This window comes from Aminobacter sp. BA135 (assembly GCF_050859125.1).
In the GTDB taxonomy this organism is placed as follows: Bacteria; Pseudomonadota; Alphaproteobacteria; order Rhizobiales; family Rhizobiaceae; genus Aminobacter; species Aminobacter ciceronei.
This window is the reverse complement of sequence record NZ_CP139572.1, coordinates 2710855-2728852: the sequence shown is the minus strand read 5'-3', so window position 1 is coordinate 2728852 and position 17998 is coordinate 2710855. Positions and strand designations below refer to the sequence as shown.

The 17998-nt window shown below is 63.7% G+C and carries 20 protein-coding genes; 7 read left to right on the top strand and 13 right to left on the bottom strand.

All coding sequences use genetic code 11. The annotated features are described in order from the left end of the window. Positions 1-56 precede the first annotated feature (56 nt). Together SLT36_RS13220 and SLT36_RS13215 are read right to left on the bottom strand one after the other, a co-directional pair. Positions 57-1973, bottom strand: coding sequence for a potassium transporter Kup (locus SLT36_RS13220; RefSeq protein WP_432288019.1), 1917 nt, complete (start codon positions 1971-1973; stop codon positions 57-59). 114 nt (positions 1974-2087) lie between these two features. Next, positions 2088-2828 carry a pyridoxine 5'-phosphate synthase gene (locus SLT36_RS13215; protein ID WP_432288018.1) on the bottom strand — a complete coding sequence of 247 codons (741 nt, stop codon included), beginning with the start codon at positions 2826-2828 and terminating at the stop codon, positions 2088-2090. A 221-nt stretch (positions 2829-3049) separates the two neighbouring features. Between SLT36_RS13215 and SLT36_RS13210 the strand changes: the two genes are divergently transcribed. Beyond that, the gene (locus SLT36_RS13210; protein ID WP_432288016.1) at positions 3050-3454 is read left to right on the top strand and encodes an STAS/SEC14 domain-containing protein; all 405 of its coding nucleotides are present in this window, start codon (positions 3050-3052) and stop codon (positions 3452-3454) included. Here the strand turns inward: SLT36_RS13210 and SLT36_RS13205 are convergent. Continuing rightward, positions 3451-3975 (bottom strand): hypothetical protein, encoded by a 525-nt coding sequence (locus SLT36_RS13205; protein WP_432288014.1) that lies wholly within the window; start codon positions 3973-3975, stop codon positions 3451-3453. The two genes, SLT36_RS13210 and SLT36_RS13205, sit on opposite strands and share 4 nt — an antisense overlap. Positions 3976-4190: 215 nt before the next feature. On the opposite strand from SLT36_RS13205, the gene SLT36_RS13200 reads away from it, so the two are divergent. Then, positions 4191-5063 carry a hypothetical protein gene (locus tag SLT36_RS13200; protein WP_432288013.1) on the top strand — a complete coding sequence of 291 codons (873 nt, stop codon included), beginning with the start codon at positions 4191-4193 and terminating at the stop codon, positions 5061-5063. A 66-nt stretch (positions 5064-5129) separates the two neighbouring features. On the opposite strand, the gene SLT36_RS13195 is transcribed toward SLT36_RS13200, so the two are convergent. Further along, the gene (locus SLT36_RS13195; RefSeq protein WP_154386649.1) at positions 5130-6257 is read right to left on the bottom strand and encodes an ATP-dependent DNA helicase; all 1128 of its coding nucleotides are present in this window, start codon (positions 6255-6257) and stop codon (positions 5130-5132) included. A gap of 187 nt (positions 6258-6444) precedes the next feature. Here SLT36_RS13195 and SLT36_RS13190 point away from each other — a divergent pair, with 187 nt between their 5' ends. Continuing rightward, positions 6445-7080 (top strand): ankyrin repeat domain-containing protein, encoded by a 636-nt coding sequence (locus SLT36_RS13190; RefSeq protein WP_432288011.1) that lies wholly within the window; start codon positions 6445-6447, stop codon positions 7078-7080. A 183-nt stretch (positions 7081-7263) separates the two neighbouring features. Beyond that, positions 7264-7776: a GNAT family N-acetyltransferase gene (locus SLT36_RS13185; RefSeq protein ID WP_432288010.1), complete on the top strand. Its 513-nt coding sequence runs from the start codon at positions 7264-7266 to the stop codon at positions 7774-7776. Here the strand turns inward: SLT36_RS13185 and SLT36_RS13180 are convergent. The 3 genes from SLT36_RS13180 to nthA are packed head-to-tail and all read right to left on the bottom strand — an operon-like array spanning position 7773 to position 9413. Continuing rightward, positions 7773-8153, bottom strand: coding sequence for a nitrile hydratase accessory protein (locus SLT36_RS13180; RefSeq protein ID WP_432288009.1), 381 nt, complete (start codon positions 8151-8153; stop codon positions 7773-7775). The genes SLT36_RS13185 and SLT36_RS13180 overlap by 4 nt on opposite strands. Then, positions 8140-8799, bottom strand: a complete 660-nt coding sequence (gene nthB / locus SLT36_RS13175) for a nitrile hydratase subunit beta (RefSeq protein WP_432288008.1) — start codon at positions 8797-8799, stop codon at positions 8140-8142. Before nthB ends, SLT36_RS13180 begins: the two co-directional genes overlap by 14 nt. After that, positions 8796-9413 (bottom strand): nitrile hydratase subunit alpha, encoded by a 618-nt coding sequence (gene nthA, locus SLT36_RS13170; RefSeq protein WP_067960562.1) that lies wholly within the window; start codon positions 9411-9413, stop codon positions 8796-8798. Before nthA ends, nthB begins: the two co-directional genes overlap by 4 nt. Before the next feature lie 98 nt (positions 9414-9511). On the opposite strand from nthA, the gene SLT36_RS13165 reads away from it, so the two are divergent. Both SLT36_RS13165 and SLT36_RS13160 read left to right on the top strand, forming a co-directional pair. After that, the gene (locus SLT36_RS13165; RefSeq protein WP_432288006.1) at positions 9512-10786 is read left to right on the top strand and encodes an SDR family oxidoreductase; all 1275 of its coding nucleotides are present in this window, start codon (positions 9512-9514) and stop codon (positions 10784-10786) included. 3 nt (positions 10787-10789) lie between these two features. Next, on the top strand, positions 10790-11263 hold the full coding sequence (locus SLT36_RS13160; RefSeq protein ID WP_432288004.1) for a DUF2269 family protein: 474 nt from the start codon (positions 10790-10792) through the stop codon (positions 11261-11263). Here the strand turns inward: SLT36_RS13160 and SLT36_RS13155 are convergent, their stop codons facing one another. From SLT36_RS13155 to SLT36_RS13135, 5 genes are all read right to left on the bottom strand, one after another. After that, positions 11264-11860, bottom strand: coding sequence for a LysE family translocator (locus SLT36_RS13155; RefSeq protein WP_432288002.1), 597 nt, complete (start codon positions 11858-11860; stop codon positions 11264-11266). Between the two features lie 105 nt (positions 11861-11965). Beyond that, a complete protein-coding gene (locus tag SLT36_RS13150; RefSeq protein WP_432288001.1) occupies positions 11966-12283 on the bottom strand; it encodes a hypothetical protein in 318 nt (105 codons plus the stop codon). A gap of 27 nt (positions 12284-12310) precedes the next feature. Next, on the bottom strand, positions 12311-12694 hold the full coding sequence (locus SLT36_RS13145; protein WP_432287999.1) for a glycine-rich domain-containing protein: 384 nt from the start codon (positions 12692-12694) through the stop codon (positions 12311-12313). A 154-nt stretch (positions 12695-12848) separates the two neighbouring features. Continuing rightward, positions 12849-13421 (bottom strand): acetolactate synthase small subunit, encoded by a 573-nt coding sequence (gene ilvN, locus SLT36_RS13140; RefSeq protein WP_067960547.1) that lies wholly within the window; start codon positions 13419-13421, stop codon positions 12849-12851. A 76-nt stretch (positions 13422-13497) separates the two neighbouring features. Further along, the gene (locus SLT36_RS13135; protein WP_067960544.1) at positions 13498-15249 is read right to left on the bottom strand and encodes an acetolactate synthase 3 large subunit; all 1752 of its coding nucleotides are present in this window, start codon (positions 15247-15249) and stop codon (positions 13498-13500) included. 399 nt (positions 15250-15648) lie between these two features. Between SLT36_RS13135 and SLT36_RS13130 the strand changes: the two genes are divergently transcribed. After that, positions 15649-17475 (top strand): ATP-binding protein, encoded by a 1827-nt coding sequence (locus tag SLT36_RS13130; RefSeq protein WP_432287997.1) that lies wholly within the window; start codon positions 15649-15651, stop codon positions 17473-17475. Positions 17476-17501: 26 nt separating this feature from the next. On the opposite strand, the gene SLT36_RS13125 is transcribed toward SLT36_RS13130, so the two are convergent. Further along, positions 17502-17813 (bottom strand): hypothetical protein, encoded by a 312-nt coding sequence (locus SLT36_RS13125; protein ID WP_432287996.1) that lies wholly within the window; start codon positions 17811-17813, stop codon positions 17502-17504. Positions 17814-17998 lie beyond the last annotated feature (185 nt).

The following is a 17998-nucleotide window of genomic DNA, read 5'->3' as shown; positions in this document are numbered from 1 at the left end:
CATGGTTCACGGACGGAACATGTATTGGCAATGCTACTTTTTGCCCCGCGCCGGTCTCAGATCGACACCTGCGTGCCAACCTCGACCACGCGGCCGGTCGGGATCTGGAAGTATTCGGTCGCATCCGCCGCCGTGCGTGCCAGGCCGATGAACAGCCTGTCCTGCCACAAGGGCATGCCCGAGTTCGGCGACGCCTTCAGCGAGCGCCGTGACAGGAAGAACGACGTCGTCATAATGTCGAACTTCCAGCCCTGCTTGCGGCAGATGGCCAGCGCCTTGGGGATGTTCGGCTGCTCCATGTAGCCGAATTTCAGCTTCACCCGCATGAACAGCTCGTTGACCTGCTCCATCTTGACCCGCTCGCTGTCGGGGACCACCGGTTGTTGGGCCGTCACCACCGACAAGATGACGTTCTGCTCGTGCAGCACCTTGTAGTGCTTGAGACTGTGCATCAGCGCAGTCGGCGCGCTGTCGGGATCGCTGGTCAGGAACACGGCCGTGCCCTGCACCAGATGCGGTTTCTTCTTGCCCAGATTCTCCGCCAGGAAATTGAGCGGGATCTCGTTCTTGCGCGTCTTGTCGAACAAATAGCGGCTGCCGCGCACCCAGGTCCACATGATCAAGACGATGGTGAAGGCCACCGCCAGCGAGGCCCAGCCGCCCTCGAACACCTTGACGATGTTGGAGGCGAAGAAGCCGATGTCGATCAGGCCGAATATCGCAGTCGCAACAATCGCCACAGCCGCCTTCCAGCGCCAGATGCGCAGCATCACCACCGAAAGCAGCAGCGTCGTCACCAGCATATTGCCGGTGACTGAGATGCCGTAGGCCGAGGCCAAGGCGCTCGATTCGCCGAAGCCGACAACCAGCAGCATCACCACCAGCGCGAGGATCAGATTGACCCGCGGCATGTAGATCTGCCCCAGTGTCGTCTCCGAGGTGTGCTGGATCTCAAGGCGCGGCAGCATGTTGAGCTGGACCGCCTGGCGTGTCAGCGAATAGGCGCCTGTTATGACCGCCTGGCTGGCGATGACGGTCGCGGCCGTCGCCAGCACCACCATCGGGATCAGCATCCAGCCTTCGTTCATCTCGAAGAACGGATGGCCGACGGTACCGTTGTGGCTGAGCACGAAAGCACCCTGACCGACATAGTTCAGCAGCAGGCACGGAAAGACGATGCACAGCCAGGCCAGCACGATCGGCCTGCGGCCGAAATGTCCGAGGTCGGCATAAAGCGCCTCGGCACCCGTCACCGCCAGGAAGATGGCGCCAATGGTGACGAACGACACTTCCGGCTGGTTGGTGAGGAACTTGACGATGTAGATCGGATTGACCGCCCAGAGGATTTCCGGGTCGTCGAGGATATGGACGACCCCCGAATAGCCGATGGCGATGAACCAGACGAGCGTGATCGGACCGAAGACGATCGCCACGCCGCCGGTACCAAAGCGCTGGACGGCGAACAGGATCGCCAGGATCACCAGCGTCAGGGGCACCACGTAAGGCTGGAACGCCGGTGTCACGACATTCATGCCCTCGACCGCCGACAGCACCGAGATCGCCGGGGTGATCACCGCGTCGCCGTAAAACAGCGAAGCACCGACCATGCCGAGCGCCAGGATGATGCCGGAGCGCTTGGGCAGGCTGCGCCGCGCCAGCGCCATCAGCGACAGCGTGCCGCCCTCGCCCCGGTTGTGCGCCCGAAGCACGAACATGACATATTTGACGGTGACGATGATCGTCAGCGCCCAGATGATCAGCGACAGCACGCCGAGGATGTCCTCGCGCGATGCCACCTGGCCACCAGCCGACGCCACCAGCGCCTCGCGGAAGGCGTAGATCGGACTGGTGCCGATGTCGCCGAAGACGACACCCAGCGCGCCGATGACGAGCAGTCTGATGTCGTGGGAATGGCCGTCCGTCTGGACCGCCTGCCCGCTATTTGCCGCCTTGTCAGCGCCGGCATCGGTCATGAACGACTCTCCGTGAAGCCGCGGGGCTCTACGCTTGCTGTGTTGCAAAAGCAACAGCTGTTTTGCGACAGCTAATATTGAGCTCATGCAGGCGACGCATGGCTCGCCTGGATATTACCACCCGCAAGCCTTGAGATAGCGCCTGACTGTGCCGGCCATGCCATGCTCCAAGGCGTCGGCGGTCAGCCCATGGCCGATCGACACCTCGGCGAGCCCAGGAACATGTTTCATCAACAGCGGCAGGTTGTCGACGACAAGGTCGTGCCCGGCATTGACGGCGAGGCCCGCAACAAGTGCAGCCTCTGCGGTTTTTGCCAGCTTTTCCAATTCCTTGGCAGCTTTTGCCTTGTCATCGAAGCAAGCGCCATAGGGACCAGTGAACAGCTCGATCCGGTCGGCACCGGTGTCGCAGGCGGCAGACATTCCGGCCGGATCGGCATCCGAAAACAGCGAAACGCGGAAGCCGCCCTTCTTGAGCCGCGCCACCACAGGCTTGAGCAGGCCGGCCTGTCCAACGAAATCCCAGCCATGGTCGGAGGTTGCCTGCGACGGATCGTCCGGCACCAGCGTCACCTGCTCCGGCTGGTGCTTCTCGACCAGTTCGAGGAAATCTTCCGTCGGATAGCCCTCGATGTTGAATTCGGCCTTGGGAAACTCGTCGTCGATCAGCGCCCGGATTTCAGGCACGTCGGAAAAGCGGATATGGCGTTGGTCGGGGCGCGGATGCACGGTCAGTCCGTGTGCGCCGGCGGCGAGTGCGATGCGCCCCAGGCCGGTGACGCTCGGCCACGGCAGATCGCGGCGGTTGCGCAGCATAGCGATGGCATTGACGTTCACGGACAGCTTGGCAGGCATCGGCAACTCTCAGCAAAAGCGATACCCACGCCACCTATCACGGCTTGGTCGGGAACAGAGAGCGCTTTTATGTGTTCCAGTGACGATGCGGAATGCATGACCTGACAATCGGGTTCGATTGTCGGAAAGGACCAGGCACAGCGCGAGGCGGCCACCGCATCCTTTGCGCGCCCTATCGGACGTGCAGCGTTGTAGCCCGCCTGACCAACGAGGAGATGCCGATGAAATCCATGGATGCTCCACCGCCCTTCCGGCGCATCGACACCGACAATGCGGAAGTCTTTGCCTTCGAGATCGTCGGCCATTTCACCCAGGCCGACATCGAAAACGCCTATGGCCTGCTCGATGCCGCCTATGAAGGCCATGACAAGATCGACGTCCTGTTGCGCGCGACAGGCTATGACGGCTTCGACTGGTCGGCCTTGTTCGATCCCTTGACCTTCAAGGGCAAGTGGAAGGCACTGCAACACATCAGGCGCTACGCGCTCGTCGGTGGCCCGGCCTGGATGGGCCCAGTCGTCGGCCTGTTTGCGCCGCTCACCTCGGTCGAAACAAGACACTTCGCCGAGGCCGACGAGGCCGAAGCCTGGAAATGGCTCGGCGCCAGGCCAGCCGACGCTGGCTAGGCCTTCCTGAGACGCGGTTTCAGATAGCGGACATTCTTGCGCAGGCGGCGCATCTGCTCGGCCATGACGGCCGACAGCGGCCACCTGATCTGAAACGGCGACAGATGCGCCTTCCAGACCTCGTGGTCGCCGCTCCAGTGGTCGTCATGGTCACCCTCAGGCGCTGCAAGAAGCAGGAAACGTCGCCCGGGACGCGCATTTTCGATCAGACCGGAAATCTCGGCCATATCGCCCGCCGACACCGGACGGGCCAGTACGAACAATGTCGAGAGATCGTTGTTCAGCGCCATCCTGCTGACCGCGCACCAGATGTCATGGCCTTCGCGTGCCTTGGCATAGAGCGCGTCGAGCGTATTCTCGGCAATGTCTTTGGGAAACTCGTGCATGTGGCTGGTGCCGAAGCGCTTGTTGAAGACGACGCCGTCTACGACATGGAGATCGTCCCGCTCGAACAAGCCGTTGAAGTCACGCCTGATGTACTCGGCAATGGCGGGAAAAGGCGTCACTTGCCAGTCGAACACGCCCCGCCTCGAGATTCGCTCGCCGAAAATCTTCCGGATATGGAACTTTGAGCGGCAATTGGGACCGAGACTGACGACCTGTTGAAAGACTGTCATGGACCAACAAAGGTTCGGTTGCCTGACCTGACAATCTGCCACGGACTGTGCAAACTGCAAGCTTCACACCTTGCCGCGGTCACACTCAGGTCATCGGCGCGCGCCACACAGCGATCATCATGCCAAACATCCGCATTATCGATTCGATCACCGACCCGGGCTCTGCCTCGCGTCCGAACGAGGACAGCGCCGGCGGCAATGCCAGCTGCGCCTTTGTCATCGACGGTGCCACCGGCCTCGGCGGCACCAGCATCGTCGGCCTGCACGGTTCGGATGCCGCCTGGCTCGCGCGTTTTGCCCAGAGCACCTTCGAGGAACTCGTCCGTAATGGCCGCCAGGTCACCGAGGTCGTGCGCGAGCTCAACCAGCGCGCCGCCAATGTCGTGCACGAGGCGGCCCACGCCTTGCCGATCGAGGCCTGGAATCTGCCGATCGCGAGCTTCCAGATGGTTCATGTCGAAGGCGACCGGCTGGTCACGCACGGTCTGGGCGATTGCCGCCTGCTCCTGGTCGACGCCGATGGCAAGGTCGTCGAAACCTCTGCCATCAAGGCCGCCTACGCCAATGAGCGCGACGGCGCCCGGCGGGCGATTGCACAGTCTGGTGGATTCGCGACGCATCAGGCGCTCGCCGACGAGCCCGTTGTGCGCGACGAGTTGCGCCGCCGCCGCGCCGCTTACAACCAGCCCGGCGGATCGGTCTGGACCCTCGGCATCGAGCCCGCCGCCGCCGATCATCTCGCCTCCGAGCAGCTCGACGTTGCCCTGCCGGCCAGGGGCTTGCTGTGCTCCGACGGCTTCGCCGCCCTTGCCGACCAGTATGGCCGCTATGGCGTCGCCGACCTGGTCCGCGCCGCTGCGGGCACAGGCCTTGCCGCGCTCCTGCAGGAGCTTCGGCATATCGAACGGGTCGAAGACCCCGACGGCCAGCAATTCCCGCGCTTCAAGGTCTCGGACGACGCCACGGCAGTGCTGTTCGAGATCGTCGCCTGACGGCAAGCAAGGCCGCTCGGCTCAGGTAAAGCCAACTGCGGCAAATTCTAGCGGACGCTCATTGCACTAGCGGACGATGGTCAGCCGTTCGGCCGCACGCGTGATCGCCGTGTAGAGCCAGCGCTGGCGCGTGTCCTTGAATGCCCAACTCTCGTCGAACAGCACGACATTGTTCCACTGCGAGCCTTGCGCCTTATGCACCGTCAGCGCGTAACCGTAGTCGAAATCGTCGTAGCGCTTCTTTGTGCCCCACGGGATCTCCTCGTCGGGGCTCTCAAAAGTCTGTTTCAACAGCTTGATCTTGGCGACGCCACGGTCGGGATCGTCTTCTTCGGGTGCGACCAGCAGGTTGATGCCGGGCTTCACCGTCTCGCGCGACGAGGTCATCACCTTCCACAGCGAGCCGTTGAGCAGACCCTTGGCCGGGTCGTTGCGCAGGCAGACAAGTTTGTCACCCGCCTGTGGGTATCCTGCCGTAAAACCCTTGAGCTCGCGCAGCCGCTGATTGTAGCGCCGCCGCGTCCGATTGGTGCCGACAAGCACCTGATCGGCATCGAGCACCAGATCCTGGGTGACGTCCTCCTTGCCGATCACCTGCGCCGTGCCATAGTCGCCGCGCATGAACTCGCGCCCCTCGCGCACGTCGAGCGCCAGCCTCAGGATCGGGTTGTCGCGCGCCTGGCGGTGGATTTCGGTCAGCAGGAAATCCGGCTCGTGCTCGGTGAAGAAGCCGCCGCCCGAAATCGGCGGCAGCTGCGCCGGGTCGCCCAGGACGAGGACCGGTGTGCCGAAGGTCAGAAGGTCACGTCCGAGTTGCTCGTCGACCATCGAGCATTCGTCGATGACGACGAGTTTGGCCTTGGCGATCGGGCTCTGCCGGTTGAGCGAGAATGTCGGCGACATCGAGGTCTTGCCCGTCGCCTCGTCGGCAATCGCCTCCTCGCCCTTCGGCCGGTAGATCAGCGAATGGATGGTGCGCGCATTGGTGGCGCCCTTCGAGCGCAGCACCTGCGCTGCCTTGCCGGTGAAGGCGGCGAACTGCACCTGGCCGTCGACATGCTCGGCGAAATAGCGCGCAAGCGTCGTCTTGCCGGTGCCGGCATATCCGAACAACCGGAATATCTGCGGCCTTCCTGATTTAAGCCAGCGCGCCACTGCCTGCAGCGCTTCGTCTTGCTGAGGTGAAAAATCCATCGTTTCGACTGACAGGATTCGGCGGCCAAGGGCAAGAGTTTGCGTCCCGAAGCGCCACATAAGCTGACAAGTTGGCCCAATAAGGTGCAGTCTTCCTCGGAAAGGGAACCCTCGTTCATCAGCCGACCGCGAGAAACCTGGCAAATTGTGATATCGTGGCGCGTGCATCTCCATGAAGGCGACTGACGTGACCAGAAGCCTGCAAATCAATGAGGCCAACGCTTGGCCTGCCCTGCTGGTGGCGGCAGAGCGTGGCGACGTGGACGCCGCCAACGCGGAGCTTGCCGCAGGCGCCGACGTCAATCAATCGGACGACGACGGCTGGACGGCGCTTCACCTCTCAGCTCTCAATGCCCATGCCTCGGTAGTCGAAGCTTTGGTCGGACATCCGGAAGTCGACGCGAACTGCAGGAACAGATGGAAAAGTACGCCGCTTAGCCTGGCCTCGGCCAAGGGCCACTACGCCTGTATTCTCACCATCGTCGGGCACCCGCAAACGGACATCAACGCGAAGGCGGAATATTACGGCAGGACGGCCCTGATCGAAGCCGCGAAGAACGGCCATCTTGATGTCGTCAGGCTGCTTGTGGAGCGCGGCGCCGACGTCAACTCCATCGACAAGAGTGGACGAAACAACGCCCTCATCGAGGCCATCAAGGGACGTCACTTCGCGATCGCGGAGTATCTGCTGGATTCAGGCAAACTGAACTTCCTCAACAAGGACATCAGGCTGAACGCCCTGATCTGGGCCGGAAGCGGGCACGACCACCCGTTCATCGAAAGGCTGGAAGCGGCGATCCGCAAGTTCTTCGACGGCGATTGAGCCGCTGTCACGCTCGGCTCGGGCCGGCAAGCGCATCAACGACAGCTCCCCAAATGAGCTCTTCGCGCCCACGAGATGACTTGTCCCGAGCCTGATCGGCTGGCCTGTCAATTTGCCCGGCTCTGCCATTGAGTTTCCATAAGGCTGCCTTTACGCCGCTCAGGATCGAACAAAGCGCGTGCCTTGAAGACAGATCCAGAGACCCTTGGAATCCGACCGCTGATCCCAGCCGACGCTTCCGCCGTGCGCGACCTCTATGATCGCGCCGCCGACTTCGTCTTGCTGGAATCCGGCACGGAACCCACCGATGCGATGGTGGCGGACTTCTTCACCGACCATCCGCCCGGCAGCGATCTCGCGGCGTCTTGCAAAGTTGGCATGTTCTTGCCCGGCGGAGCGCTTGTCGCCATAGCCGACATGGCCTTCGGCTATCCTGAAACCGACGACGCCTATATCGGGCTGCTGCTGATCGATCAGAACTGCCGTGGTGTGGGCCTCGGTCGCACTTTCCTCGACCACCTGACCGCCACAGCACGGGCACGCGACGGGACACGGCTTCTGATTGCCGTGCTCGACGAAAACACCCGCGGCCGCGCCTTCTGGGAACGCGAAGGCTTTCGGCTGGTCCAGAGCATCCCCAACTTCAAGATCGGCCTGAAAACACATGTCGTGCACCGCATGTGGCGGCCACTCTAAGGCGTAGCTGCACTCAGCGAATGTGCGCTTTCCGGATCGTTCTCCAGCACGATCGGCCGGCCGTGCGGCGTGGCGTGCGCGGCCCGCGCCCATGCGGCGGCGACAGCATCGACCTCGTCATGGCCGGCAAGCCCCTTTTCCGCCAACAGCCTCTCAAGCGCCGCCAGCCAGCGCTCGTAATAGTCGCTTCCATCGGCTGCTGCCTCCGGCCGCTTAACCTCCGCCGACAGCAGTTCGGCCCACTCCGCCCAGCCGAACAGACCGCGCTCGTGCAGCGCCACCACCATGGCAAAGGCCTCTGCCTGCCAGGGCTCGGCGAAAACAGGCGCATCGGGCGCCCCTGTTCCTACCGGAATCCCGGCCTCATGCCGGCTCAAGGTAGCTCTCCCAGGCGTCGATGCTGACTTCAAGCGTCGAATCCGCGCCCTCGCCCCACAATTCGCCACTGGCAAACACCACGGTGTAGACCCGTTGCGGGTTTTCGCCCTGGCCGGGCGCATTGCTGTCGGGGAAGACAAATCCGTCGCGCACCGCGTCGATCACCCCCTCCTTGCCGCGGGCATAACGCGGCAAGCGGGTGTGACCGGTCGGGTGAAAATTCTTCGTCCGCACGCGCTGACCAAGCGAAAACCGCGCCGGCCCCTCCACCGGCCGATCGCAGGGTCCGCCTTTGGCCAGGGTCGCCGGCACATTTTCTGCTCTCAGCACCCGCTTGGGCGTCGCGGCCGGGTCGACCGCATCGCCAGCTTTGACATCGTTCTCAGTGACAAAGTTGTGTCGCTTGAGCAGCGTTTCCAGCGCCTTGATCCAGATCTCGTAGTAGCTCGACGCATAATAGTCGGCCGGGTGCAGGCTCTCCCGCGCGTGCCGGCTCTCATCGATATTCCAGGCGCCCATGGCGCCCGCCGTCAGCGTCACGCCCAGCGCACGCTTTTCCCATTCGGCGTGGAAATAGGGCTCGTCCTTTTCCGGCGCGACAGGCCCGAAACCCATCTGCCCGCCGAGATCATGCGGTCCGTTCATGCGGCCTCCCGCGCGAGCGCCGTGCCGATCATCGAATCCCGCGTCACCAGCTCAGCGAGCTTGTCTTCGCTCCAGCCGTCGGTATCTGCGGGTCGCTGCGGCACGACGAGATAGCGCAGCTCGGCGGTCGAATCCCAGACGCGAATCTTCTTGTTCGCCGCCAAGGTGAGCCCGAATTCCTGAAGCACACCACGCGGGTCGATCACCGCCCGGCTGCGATAGGGCGGCGCCTTGTACCAGACCGGCGGCAGGCCCAGCACCGACCACGGGTAACAGGAGCACAAAGTACAAACGACGAGGTTGTGCGTCTCGGCAGTGTTGAACACCGCCTGCATATGCTCCCCCTGCCGCCCGCTATAGCCGAGCGACGCGATAGCGGCAGTCGCGTCGCGCTTCAGCCAGTCGGCGAATTCGGGATCGGACCACGCCCTGGCCACGACGCGCGCACCGTTGCGCGGGCCGACCTTGGTCTCGTAGGTATCGACGATGACGTCTATCGCCTCGGGGTCGATCAGGCCCTTCCTGGTCAGGATGGTCTCCAGCGCCCGCACGCGGGCGGCCATTGGATCAAGCTCGTTGTCGTGATGGTGGTCGTGGTCATGATCGTGTGACATGGCAGGAGGCTAAGCGCCTGCACGGCGCCACGCAAGCATCCTCGCCTTGGGCCAGCCGACGTTTGCCGTGTCGCCCCGAAGCTCGCTATCGTCGCGCCATGCGGGTTCTGATTCTCGGCGGCAACGGCTTCATCGGCGCAGCGGTGGCAAGGTCGCTTGCCGCGCGCGGGCATTCGGTCGTTGCGCTGGCACGAGACACCGAAACCGCCGCCCGCCGCTATCCCGACTTCGACTGGGTCAAGGCCGACATCGCGCAGCTGTCTCAGCCCGCGGACTGGCGCCCGCTGCTTCAAGGTATCGATGCCGTGGTCAATTGCGCCGGCGCGCTGCAGGATGGTCCGCGCGACGATGTCGCCGCTGTCCAGTTCTGCGCCATGAACGCGCTTTACCAGGTCGCGGGGCCGCGCCTCATCGTCCAGATTTCGGCGCGTACCGACGACGTCGCGGCAAACAGCCCCTTCTTCGCCACCAAGCGGCGGGCCGATGCTGCCCTCCGCGCCTCCGGCCTGGCCTGCGTCATCCTGCGCCCTGCCATCGTCATCGGCCGCGCGGCCCATGGCGGCTCGGCATTGCTGCGGGCACTGGCAGCCTCTCCGCTGATCACGCCGCTGATCTTCGGCGACAGCCGCATGCAGTTCGTTGCGCTTGACGACGTCGCTTGTGCCGTCGTCGATGCCTTGTCAGGCTCGATCCCCGCGGGCACCGACCTCGACCTGGCAGCGCCCGAGACGATGACGCTCGCTGAGGCCGTCGCCCGCCACCGCCAATGGCTCGGCCTGCCGCCGGCACGCGTGCTTGCCCTTCCCGGCATCTTCGCCGGCATTGCCTCCGGTGCTGCCGACCTGCTTGGCCGGCTCGGCTGGCGCTCGCCGCTGCGCTCGACAGCACTTGAGGTCGCGGCCGGCGGCATAAGCGGCCATGCGACCGGCTCCGGCCGCAAGCTCCACTCCCTCGACCAGACGCTTGCCGCAAATCCCGCCGATGTTCAGGAATTGTGGTTCGCCCGGCTCTATCTGCTGAAGCCGCTGGTGCTCGGCACGCTTTGCCTGTTCTGGCTGCTCTCCGGTCTCGTCGCCCTGCTGCGTTTCGAGACCTCGGCGGCGCATCTTGCCGCTGCCGGCGCGCCAGTGGGATTTGCTTATGCCATCACCCTGGTCACCAGCCTCGCCGACATCGCGCTCGGCCTGGGCGTTGCTATCCGCCGTTACGCCAAACCGGCCCTGATCGGCATGGTCGGACTATCTGTCGCCTATCTTGCCTCGGCCACGGTGCTTGTTTCAGGCCTCTGGGCTGATCCACTCGGTCCGCTGGTCAAGGTGCTGCCATCGATCGTGCTGGCGCTTGTGGCGCTTGCCATACTGGATGAGCGTTGAACGATGGAAGAACTTCTCCGCCTCGCCCACGTGCTTGGTGCCGCCGTGTTGTTCGGTACCGGCGCCGGCATCGCCTTCTTCATGGTCATGGCCCACCGCACCCGCGATCCCGCGACCATCGCCCATGTCGCCGGCACCGTGGTCGTCGCCGACATGGTGTTCACCGCCACTGCTGTCATCCTGCAGCCGATCACCGGCGCCTGGCTGGCACACGAGGTCGGCTGGCCGCTCACCGAACGCTGGATCGTCCTGTCGCTCGCGCTCTATGTGCTGACCGGGCTTTTCTGGCTGCCGGTCGTCTTCATCCAGTTCGAGCTGCGCAATCTCGCCCGCTCCGCCGCCGCCACCGGCAAGGCCTTGCCGGCACGTTACTTCAGGCTCTACCGCATCTGGTTCATCTGCGGCTTCCCGGCCTTCTTCAGCGTCATCGCCATCTTCTGGCTGATGCTGACCCGGCCGGCGATCGAGCTGTTCTGACTATTTCAGCATCGGCCACAGCGTGGCTGCCAACAGCACGCCCATGGCGATGTTGAACCATTTCAGCCGCACCGGGTCAGCAAGGAAACCGCGCAGCGCCATGCCGAAGCCGGCCCAGCACGACACGCTCGGCACGTTGACCACGGCAAAGGCGGCGGAAATGATCAGCACCGACAGGAACGGCGCTTCGGTGCTGGTGTAAAGCGCCATCGCGGTGACGGCCATCACCCAGGCCTTCGGGTTGATCCACTGGAAGGCGGACGCTTCGAGAAAGGTCATCGGCTGGCCCTTGCTTTCGCCATCCTTGCCGAGCGAGCGCGACATGGCGATGCGCCAGGCGAGGTAGAGCAGATAGGCCCCGCCGGCGATCTTGAGCACTAGGTGCAGCGCCGGAAATGCCGTCAGCACCGCGCCCAGCCCGAAGCCGACGCCAAGCAGCAGCGACAGGAAACCGAAGCCGATGCCCAGCATATGCGGGATCGTGCGCATGAAACCAAAATTAACGCCCGAGGCCAAAAGCATGAAATTGTTCGGTCCCGGCGTGATCGAGGTCACGAACGCATAGACCAGCAGTGCAAGGAATGCGTCGTAGGTCATCGATCCCTCCCGTCGGGTAATTTTATGTCAGCATTACTGACCTTAATTGAAAGATTCGACAACGAACCAGCGACGCTCAAGCGCTAAGCCAGATGCAGAAACGCCTCAATGGCTGCTGGCTCCATCGCCGCCGCCACAGCCGCCACCGTCGCCATCTCCGGCGCTGGCACCGCCGCCGCAGCCACTGTCACCGGCTTTGGAGCGTCTCCGGCGTCGCTTTTCCGGCAGGAGCGAAATCGAGCCGATCACGCCGACCACGCAGAGCCCCACGGCCAGCGCGCCGCCGATCAGCCCGTTGCTCCAGAGCAGTGAAACTGTAATCACGATCAGTGCCAGGGCAATGCCGAAGGTGATCTCCGCCGCATGCAGGACTGCGGATCCGAGGCCAAGCGCCCCGGCAACAAGCGGCCGCGCAGCATCCACTCCAGGCCACAAAGCCGCATCAGGGGTCTAGCCAAACTCCTCGGTCAGCAATTCGAGGGTCCTGGCATAGGCTTCGCGCAGCGGCCCCTGGCTCTCGTCAGCCCCTCTGCTCGGAAAATGATGCACCTCCTGCCCCAATGTCTCGTCGCAGAAGCGTTTCCAGTAGTCCTTGGTGTAGATCAGATGCAGGTGCCAGACCTTGTCGACGTCGGGCGACGGGCTGAGCATGTCATCGGAAATGCAGACCAAGTAGATGAAGCGGCGGTAGTGATCGATGGCCGCCTTCGTCCGCTCGAGCGTCCAGCCATTCTCCCGTGCCAGCCGCACCGAAAAAGGAGCTTCGGCTTGCGGATCGTCGAAGTCGTAGCCGGCTATCTTGGCCCAGAGGTCGTTGTCGGTCAGGTCGTTCATCTTGAGGCCGGGAAGTTGAGCTTGAACGTCCGGACCCTGCACTGCCCGGACGTTGCTGCAATCACCCTCAACCAGAGGCTGCCAACGACTGACCCCGCCACAACGATTGCGTGGCAAGGGCAGGTAGGGCGTCGGCCGGAACCGCGCCCTGCCCTCACATCCCCTGTGGGCCGCGGTTCATTGCCGCCACGCCGGTACGGCAGACCTCGACCAGGCCGAGCGGCTTCATGATGGCGATGAACTGCTCGATCTTCGATACCTTGCCGGTCAGTTCGAAGATGAAGTGCTCGGTGTTGGCGTCGATAACCTTGGCGCGGAAGGCGTCGGCCAGGCGCAGCGCCTCGACGCGGGCGTCACCGGTGCCCGACACCTTGACCAGCGCCAGCTCGCGTTCCAATGCGCCGCCGGTGCCCAGTTCCTGCGCCGTAACCGTCAGATCGACGACGCGGTGCACCGGCACGATGCGCTCGAGCTGGTGCTTGATCTGCTCGAGCACATGCGGCGTGCCGCGCGTGACGATGGTGATGCGCGACAGGTGCTTCTCATGTTCGGTTTCGGAAACAGTGAGGCTTTCGATGTTGTAGCCGCGGCCGGAAAACAGGCCGATGACCCGGGCAAGCACGCCCGGTTCGTTGTCGACCAGCACCGATAGTGTGTGGGTTTCCGGCTTCTCGGTTTCCTTGGCGATGAAATAGGCCGAACCGGTGGGCTGTAGCTGTGCGTTCATAAGATGAATCTCGATCTCAGGCGTTTGCGCCAACTCGTTGATTGTGCGGCCCTCCCCGAAGGCCGCACGCGGTCCGTCACACCAGTTCGCGGCCCTTGGCGTCGATGGCGTTGGCCACAGCCTCGTCGGTCGCCTCGTCCGGCAGCAGCATCTCGTTATGCGCCTTGCCCGACGGGATCATCGGGAAGCAGTTGGCGAGCGTTGCCACGCGGCAATCGAAGATCACCGCCTTCTTCACCGAGATCATCTCCTTGATCGCGTCATCGAGCTCGTCGGGCTTGTCGCAACGAATGCCGTGGCCGCCATAGGCTTCCGCCAGCTTGACGAAGTCGGGCATCGCCTCGGTGTAGGAGTGCGACAGGCGGTTGCCGTGCAGCAGCTGCTGCCACTGGCGCACCATGCCCATGTAGGAATTGTTGAGGATGAACACCTTGATCGGCGCATTGTACTGAAGGGCGGCGCTCATCTCCTGGATGCACATCTGCACCGACGCGTCGCCGGCGATGTCGATGACAAGCGATTCAGGATGCGCAATCTGCACGCCGAGTGCCGCCGGCAGGCCGTAACCCATCGTGCCCAGGCCGCCCGAGGTCATCCAGCGGTTCGGCTTCTCGAAGCCGTAATGCTGGGCCGCCCACATCTGGTGCTGGCCGACCTCTGTCGTGATGTAGGTGTCGAGGTGCTTGGTGTTCTCGTAGAGCCGCTGGATCGCGTATTGCGGCATGATCACGTCGCTGTTGTGCTTGTAAGCGTAGCTGTCGCGGGCGCGCCATTTGGCGATCTGCTCCCACCACGGATACAGCGTCTTCTTGTCCGCCTTGGCGGTCGCCCGCCACAGCCGCACCATGTCTTCCAGCACGCGGCCGACATCGCCCAGGATCGGCACGTCGGCACGCACGTTCTTGTTGATCGACGACGGGTCGATGTCGATGTGGATCTTCTTCGAGTTCGGCGAGAACGCATTGAGGCGACCGGTGATGCGGTCGTCGAAACGCGCACCGATGCAGACCATGACGTCGCAGTCATGCATCGCCATGTTGGCTTCGTAGCTGCCGTGCATGCCCAGCATGCCGAGCCAATTCTTGCCCGATGCCGGATAGGCGCCCAGGCCCATCAGCGTCGAGGTGATCGGGAAGCCGGTGAGATCGACCAGCTCGCGCAGCAGGTGGCTGGCCTCCGCGCCGGAATTCACCACGCCGCCGCCGGAATAGATGATCGGCCGCTTGGCGGTGGCCATCAGGGCAACGGCTTCCTTGACCTTCTCCAGGTCACCCTGGACCTTGGGCTGGTAGGAGGTGCGCGGCGCAGTCTGCGGCGGTGTGTAGGTACCCCGGGCAAACTGCACGTCCTTGGGGATGTCGACGACGACCGGGCCGGGACGGCCGGTGGTGGCGACATGGAAGGCCTCGTGCAGGATGCGGGCCAGTTCGTTGACGTCCTTCACCAGCCAGTTGTGCTTGGTGCACGGCCGGGTAATGCCGACGGTGTCGCATTCCTGGAAGGCGTCGGAGCCGATCAGCGAGGTCGGCACCTGGCCGGTGATGCAGACCAGCGGGATCGAATCCATCAGCGCGTCCTGCAGCGGCGTCACCGCATTGGTGGCGCCCGGCCCCGAGGTCACCAGCATCACCCCGGCCTTGCCGGTCGAGCGCGCATAACCTTCGGCGGCATGGCCCGCGCCTTGCTCGTGGCGCACCAATATGTGCTGGACATCGTCCTGCTGGAACAGCTCGTCATAGATCGGAAGGACGGCGCCACCGGGATAGCCGAAGAGGTGCTTGACGCCATTGTCCTTCAGCGCCTGCACCACCATCTCGGCGCCGGTCATTTCGCGTCGTCCGCTGTCACTATGTCCGCTCATCGGTCCGTCCCGTCTTTCCTTCGCCGTTTTCGGCGGTTGCTGCTCGTTTAGTCCTGTTTCGGGCAATAAAAAAGGCCCCCGAGGGAGCCTTCACATTTGCGCATGGGGGGATTTCGCCCGGCGGTCACACCGCCTTGCCCACGCGCCTTCCTACTACGAGAATGAGTGTCTTGTTCATGGGCGCGGACGTTAGTGCGCGACACCGCGCCCTGTCAACCGGGCGGGACAACTTTTTCCGCAGCGTCACCCGCCCCCTCGGAAACTCCAATTCGACCGTTTCGTTTAACGATCGCTACACCATCAACCATCACCCCACCTTAACTGCGCAGCGCTATTCTCTTGTCCAGATTTGGGGGAATTACTGCGATGTACTTCGAACGTCAGGCCGAGGGCGGAGAAACCACCTCGCAAGAGCGGCGCGACCCGAAACAGGACGACGCCCGTATCCTTGGCCATGTCGTGCAGTGCGATGGTGCCCGCGCGGTCATCAGCGCCTATGCAGAGGGAGCCTCGGCCGCAGTCGGCCTGTGGACCGTCGGCCGCATGATCTGCATCAATCTCGGCGAAACCCGCACCATCGGCCTGGTCTATTCCATCGCCAAGTCCGACCGCTCGTGGAGCAGCGAAGGCGACAACCCCATCGAGGTTAATGTCGAGCTGATCGGAGAGGTTCGTGACGTGGGCACCGACAAGCACCCGGTGTTCGACCGCGGCATCACTGCCTATCCCTATATCGGCGCCATCGCCCATCGCATCCGCAGCCGCGACCTGCAGGCGGTCTACGACCTTGCCGGACGCCGCACCGTCACCATCGGCCAGCTTTCCCAGGACGATGCTATCGACGCCTGTATCGCGATCGACGAGACCCTTGCCCGCCATTTCGCCGTTGTCGGCACGACAGGCGTCGGCAAATCGACTGCCGTCTCGCTCCTGCTGCGCAAGGCGATTTCGGCACGGCCCGATTTGCGCGTCCTGATCATGGACCCGCATAACGAGTTCGCTGCATCGCTGCCGGAGCACTGCGTCAAGGTCGACACCAATTCGCTCGACCTGCCCTTCTGGCTGTTCCGCCTCGAGGAGTTCTCGGAAGTGCTGTTTCGCGGCCGCGAGACCGACGCCGACGAGATCGACGTGCTGCGCGACCTCATTCCGGTCGCCAAAAACCTCTACCGCAGTCCCCAAGGCGGCGCCTTCCTGCGCCGTGGCGTCGACGCGCTGACCGCGGACACGCCCGTGCCCTACCGCATCGCAGACCTGATCAAGCAGATCGACGAACGCATGGGCCTGCTCGAATCGAAGAACGAGCGCCCGATCCTGAAGTCGCTGCGCACCCGCATCGAGTCGGCGCTGGCCGATCCGCGCTACCGCTTCATGTTCCATTCCAGGCTGATCGAGGACACCATCCACGAGACCATCGGCAACATCTTCCGCGTGCCGACGCATGGCCGTCCGGTCACCTGCTTCGAAATGGCAGGCATGCCGTCGGAAGTCGTCAATTCGGTCTGTTCGGTGCTCGCCCGCCTCGCTTTCGACCTTGCGCTGTGGAGCGAAGGGCGCCTCAAGCTGCTGCTGCTGTGCGAGGAAGCCCATCGCTACATGCCCGCCGACCACAGGCTCGGCTTTGCGCCGACGCGCCACGCGCTATCGCGCATCGCCAAGGAGGGCCGCAAATATGGCTGCTACCTCGGCGTCGTCACCCAGCGCCCGGGCGAACTTGACCCCACAATCCTGTCGCAATGCTCGACCGTTTTCGCCATGCGCCTCGCCAACGAACAGGACCAGGCGATCATCCGCTCGGCCATCGCCGATTCCTCCGCCTCGACACTCTCCTTCCTGTCGTCGATGGGCCAGCGTGAGGCCATCGCCTTTGGCGAAGGCGTCGCCACCACAATGCGCCTGAAGTTCGAAAAGCTGTCGGACGAACTTATCCCCGGCACCGGCAAGCGTGCCGCCGAGGCGCCGACGAGCAGCGGCGACGACGTCGATCTGGCCGCCGTCGTCGAGCGCCTGCGCAACGTGCCAAAACCGCAAGCAACGGCACTCGGCTTCGCCGAAGTCGTCGACGGCCAGCGCCAGGCAGGCGACAGCGACTACCGCAAACCGGCAGCGCCGAGGCCGCAGCCGGACGACGATTTCGATACCCGCTTCGGCCTGCGACCCTCGACGTTCGGGGGCCGTCCACCACAGGACTGAACGGGCTCAAGAATGGCTGTTCAAGCTCAGATTCCCGAACCGTCCAGCTGTTCCTCGTCATCGCCGTCCCAGGGCGTCGGCATTTCAGGGGAATTCTTGCTCAGATTGGCTGTCGGAAGCGGCATCCAGCATTTCAGTTCCGGATCAGCATAGCCGATGATGCAGCCCGGGTAGGAATCGCCGGCGCGCCAGCCTTCGATGCCGAATGCGTCGGGCCGAGCCCAGTAGGCCACGTCGACCTCCGCCGGTCCCTGTTCGGAAGGCCTCACGGTGACCAGAATCCGGCTGCCGTCCTTTGGCGCGCTCGCCATGTTCCGCCACCGGTCTGAATCGTCCATTCGTCGTCCTCCTCTGCCCTGATGCCGCCGCAGCCATTCAGACGGCGGCAGGATCAGTGTTGCGTCGTTCGACGAGGACGTCCAGCGGCAAGTTAGAGCCAAGGTCTATGGCAGATGAACTCCGTCGCCCTGGCGCAGTCGCCATCCGGCGCTGAGCCATGACATCTGCCGCCGCAGCCGCAACC

Excerpts from the sequence above, each read along its gene's own strand:
- SLT36_RS13220 (WP_432288019.1), bottom strand. The coding sequence starts at position 1,973 with ATGACCGATGCCGGCGCTGACAAGGCGGCAAATAGCGGGCAGGCGGTC.
- SLT36_RS13215 (WP_432288018.1), bottom strand. The coding sequence starts at position 2,828 with ATGCCTGCCAAGCTGTCCGTGAACGTCAATGCCATCGCTATGCTGCGC.
- SLT36_RS13210 (WP_432288016.1), top strand. The coding sequence starts at position 3,050 with ATGAAATCCATGGATGCTCCACCGCCCTTCCGGCGCATCGACACCGAC.
- SLT36_RS13200 (WP_432288013.1), top strand. The coding sequence starts at position 4,191 with ATGCCAAACATCCGCATTATCGATTCGATCACCGACCCGGGCTCTGCC.
- SLT36_RS13195 (WP_154386649.1), bottom strand. The coding sequence starts at position 6,257 with ATGGATTTTTCACCTCAGCAAGACGAAGCGCTGCAGGCAGTGGCGCGC.
- nthB (WP_432288008.1), bottom strand. The coding sequence starts at position 8,799 with ATGAACGGACCGCATGATCTCGGCGGGCAGATGGGTTTCGGGCCTGTC.
- nthA (WP_067960562.1), bottom strand. The coding sequence starts at position 9,413 with ATGTCACACGATCATGACCACGACCACCATCACGACAACGAGCTTGAT.
- SLT36_RS13165 (WP_432288006.1), top strand. The coding sequence starts at position 9,512 with ATGCGGGTTCTGATTCTCGGCGGCAACGGCTTCATCGGCGCAGCGGTG.
- SLT36_RS13160 (WP_432288004.1), top strand. The coding sequence starts at position 10,790 with ATGGAAGAACTTCTCCGCCTCGCCCACGTGCTTGGTGCCGCCGTGTTG.
- SLT36_RS13155 (WP_432288002.1), bottom strand. The coding sequence starts at position 11,860 with ATGACCTACGACGCATTCCTTGCACTGCTGGTCTATGCGTTCGTGACC.
- SLT36_RS13145 (WP_432287999.1), bottom strand. The coding sequence starts at position 12,694 with ATGAACGACCTGACCGACAACGACCTCTGGGCCAAGATAGCCGGCTAC.
- ilvN (WP_067960547.1), bottom strand. The coding sequence starts at position 13,421 with ATGAACGCACAGCTACAGCCCACCGGTTCGGCCTATTTCATCGCCAAG.
- SLT36_RS13135 (WP_067960544.1), bottom strand. The coding sequence starts at position 15,249 with ATGACCGGCGCCGAGATGGTGGTGCAGGCGCTGAAGGACAATGGCGTC.
- SLT36_RS13130 (WP_432287997.1), top strand. The coding sequence starts at position 15,649 with ATGTACTTCGAACGTCAGGCCGAGGGCGGAGAAACCACCTCGCAAGAG.
- SLT36_RS13125 (WP_432287996.1), bottom strand. The coding sequence starts at position 17,813 with ATGGACGATTCAGACCGGTGGCGGAACATGGCGAGCGCGCCAAAGGAC.